2 protein-coding genes and 1 pseudogene are annotated in these 4,008 nt (G+C 36.3%); all 3 read right to left on the reverse strand.

What is annotated here, in order from left to right:
• Positions 1-81: 81 nt before the first annotated feature.
• A complete protein-coding gene (locus WA352_RS21520) occupies positions 82-1,032 on the reverse strand; it encodes a sensor domain-containing diguanylate cyclase (protein WP_336143879.1) in 951 nt (316 codons plus the stop codon).
• A gap of 154 nt (positions 1,033-1,186) precedes the next feature.
• Positions 1,187-2,332, reverse strand: a pseudogene (locus tag WA352_RS21525) (IS3-like element ISAba14 family transposase).
• 151 nt (positions 2,333-2,483) lie between these two features.
• Positions 2,484-4,008: putative bifunctional diguanylate cyclase/phosphodiesterase (locus tag WA352_RS21530; protein ID WP_336143881.1), on the reverse strand; the 1,525-nt coding region annotated here is incomplete at its 5' end.

Below are 4,008 nucleotides of genomic sequence, written 5' to 3' on the forward strand. Positions count from 1 at the left end.
AGGAACATCATCGACTCAAATCTCTATTTGCAACAGTGCCCTAGAATTTTGGTGGCTATTCAAACATCCTGTTCATATGGATCAATCAAATGATGACTTTAATTTGACTTTATGCCGATACATTTTTTCATCTGCTTCAATTACTGCCATTCGTAAATTTTTACTTGGTTCACGTGCCGCAACACCAACAGCAGCATTAATTCCAGCATTTTGTAAGGACTTTAAAAGCCGATTCACCAATTTCTGAGTATTTTCTAAAGTCGTTTCAATATTTAGAATGCCAAACTCATCTCCTCCTAAACGCGCGACTAAATCATTGGAGCGTACATTTTTCTTTAAGATTTGGGCCGTTTTTTGAATCATTTGGTCTCCAGCCGAATGGCCAAATTTATCGTTTATAGTTTTTAAGTCATTTAAATCTATAATAATCACTGTGGCTGGATGTCCGTAGGTTTTGCATCGATCTTCCTCTAAATCCAAAAATGTATCCCAAGCACGACGATTAAAAACACCCGTTAAATGATCGGTTAATGAATCCATTTCAAGCTTTTCACTAACTCTTTTTTGTTCATTAATTTTAAGTTCATTTTGTAAGATTCGACTAAGTAATAAACTGAATAGCTCTAATAGATCACTATATTGTTCTATACTTTGAGGCTGTACTGATGGATCAATAGCACATAATGTGCCGAAAAGAGAACCATCCTCATTTAATAAAGGTTGCCCAATATAGGCGTTTATATCGAGCAGTTTGTTGATGCCTGCTTCTACATACAGTGGAATCTTTTTCGAATCCGGTGCTATACGTGGCCCTTTATCTAATACCATTTTAGAGCAGTATGAGTCAGCCCAATTGAAGACCTGTCCTGCCTGTACTCCATATCCATGATCTTTAGCTTGCAAAACTATCCAATCATTACTTTCAGTACGAGTAATCATCCATAAAGCAAAGCCTAAGTGATTATGTAAATACTCTAAAATTTTTTCACCAGCATCTTTAAAATCTTTAAAGTTTTCATAAGAAGGGATCATAATTATTCGCTATTTTGATTAGGATTAAACCCAAAAAGTGGCAAAATGCCATTAAATAGGACCGATTGAAACTTTAATTCTCATCGTGTGAACAGAGGTGGTCCCACTTGTTTGAACAACTAAAAGCGTATTTATAAGTGATATTCCGCTCTAGTTAAGCCACCTTGTTTTGTTGGGGTAGCTGATCATAGTAAAACTCATTTGGTGTCATTTTGTCTAGACTCGAATGAGGTCGTTTCAAATTATAAAACTCAAAATATGCACTTAATTGCTTTTTCGCATCTGTGACACTGCTATAAGCTTTTGAGATACACCTCTTCATATTTAACGCTCCGCCATAATCGTTCAACCATCACATTATCTACCCATCGACCTTTACCATCCATACTGATTTGAATGCCATTTGATTTCAATACATCAATAAATGCATCACTGGTGAACTGACTGCCTTGGTCTGTATTCAATATTTCAGGTGATCCATATTTTTCAATCGCTTCATTTAAAACCGAAATACAAAAATCCACCTCCATACTAATCGATACCCTATGCGCAAGTACCTTGCGGCTATGCCAATCAATCACAGCACATAAATAAACAAAGCCTTTTGCCATAGGGATATACGTTATATCCGTAGACCACACTTGATTACTGCGCTGAATAGCCAACCCTTTGAGCAGATATGGATATTTACGGTGAGCTTGATTAGCCTGGCTTAAATTTGGTTTGCAATATAACGCCTGAATACCCATTTTCTTCATTAAAGTACGTGTATGACGTCGTCCTATATGATGCCCTTGACGATTCAACAAATCACGCATCATACGACTGCCTGCAAAAGGATATTGCATATGTAATTCATCAATACATCGCATCAGCTTCAGATCTGATGAGCTAACAGGTTTTGGGCGATAATAATAACAACCACGGGAGACTTTCAGCAGCTTAGCTTGCTTAGATACTGAAATCTGAAGTGAGTCGTCGATTAACTTTTGTGGTTGAAGCGGCCCAGTTTCTTCAACACACCTTCTAAAAAATCAATTTCTAATGCCTGCTCACCGATTTTTGCATGTAACTTTTTAAGATCAATGGGGGGTTCTGATGGAGCTTTTGATTGATCGAAAGCTTGCGAGGAAGCTGAGATCAATTGATTTTTCCAGTCAATAATTTGGTTTTGATGAACATCAAATTCAGCACTCAATTCAGCAAGTGTTTTTTCTGCTTTAATCGCAGCAAGTGCTACCTTAGCTTTAAAATCATTTGAATGATTTCTTCTTGGTCTACGTGCCATAAAATACTCCATATATTGATGTTTATAACATCATTTGAGGAGCAGAATATCACTTATAGGAGTTGTTCAAATTTACGGATCCATCTCTGAACCGTACTGGGTTTGTCAGAGACGTTTTTATTTAAGGTAGGCCATTTAGAGGGGAACTCATCCTTTCAGGTATTTATGCAATAAAGCCATCTAAAATAACTTTTAAATCTTCTATAGAAACGGGCTTAGCAAAATAATAGCCTTGCAAGTAATTACATTTGCTCTCTGTTAAAAACTTAGCTTGTTCTTCTGTTTCTACACCTTCAGCCACGACTTCTAAGATTAATGTTTTTGCCATTTGAGTAATTGCTATAACAATTGCCGCATCACTTTTATGTTCTGGCAAATGCTGAATAAAACTACGATCTAACTTAATTTGATCAATAGGCAGTTGACGGAGGTAACTCAGGCTGGAATAGCCCGTACCAAAATCATCGATTGCTACTTTGATTCCAAGTGCTCGTATAGCTTTTAAAATTTCAACCGATCTTTCAATACCCATCAGTAACATCCCTTCTGTCACTTCTATCTTCAATAACTTAGCATCAAAGTTATTTGTTAGTAGGGTATTTCTTAACTCAGCCAAAAAATTAGTACGTTTAAATTGTATAGGAGATATATTTACAGCCACCCTAAGTTGATCTGGTCTATTCTTATTAATCTCAGTAATATCTTTGCATGCCTGATTTAATACCCAATTTCCTATCGCTGAAATTTGTCCAGTACGTTCGGCTAAAGGTATGAAAGACAATGGAGAAATTAAACCACGCTCAGGATGGAACCATCGAATAAGTGCTTCAACGCCTACAATTTTATTAGTTAAACTATCAACGATAGGTTGATAAAATAATTTAAATTGCTCATCTTCCAAGGCCATAATGAGTTCATGGCGTAACTGGATGTCATTCACTTTGTGAACCGTATTTCTGCCACTTGTATACCAGTGCCAAATGTTACGTCCTTCATTTTTGGCTTCATGCATTGCATGAATTGCATGATGCAATAACTCCCTAAAATTTTCGACTTCCTCTGTATCAGTCGCAATACCAATACTTGCGCTCAGACGAATATGATGCCCTTTTATATTAAAAGGTAAAGCTAAAATTTTTAAGACGCCTTCTACTGTTTGGGTTACTTTTTCCTGAGTATATTCTTTGTTTAATAATAGAGCAAAGCCATCAGCGGCAAAACGTGATAAAACATCATCTTCTTGTAAAATAGTCCGTAGACGCTGACTGACCAGCTTAATTAATTGATCCCCTTCAGCATATCCGAGATCTTTATTTATATTACGGAAGTCATCCAAATCAATATATAAAACCGCTAATGTATTGTTCATTCCACCCTTTTTGTAAAAGGCAAGGTCCAATAACTCTTCAAAAACCTGACGGTTAACTAATTCAGTAAGGCTGTCATGAGTACGCTGATAATTTATATATTCTTCATCTATACGTTTCTGGGTTACATCTTGCTGGGTTCCAATAAAATGAGTACATTCATTATTTTGATTCCATACAGGGCTAAGAGTAAGTTGATTCCAGAACCAGGTGCCATCTTTCCTATAGTTTTTTAAGATAGTTTGAATTTCTCGCTTATCTTTAAGTGCTTGGTGAATTTCCTGAACTGCATTAATATCTGTATCTTCTCCTTGTAGAAAG

The sequence above is a fragment of the Acinetobacter sp. 102 genome, assembly GCF_037028485.1.
Taxonomy (GTDB): Bacteria; Pseudomonadota; Gammaproteobacteria; order Pseudomonadales; family Moraxellaceae; genus Acinetobacter; species Acinetobacter higginsii.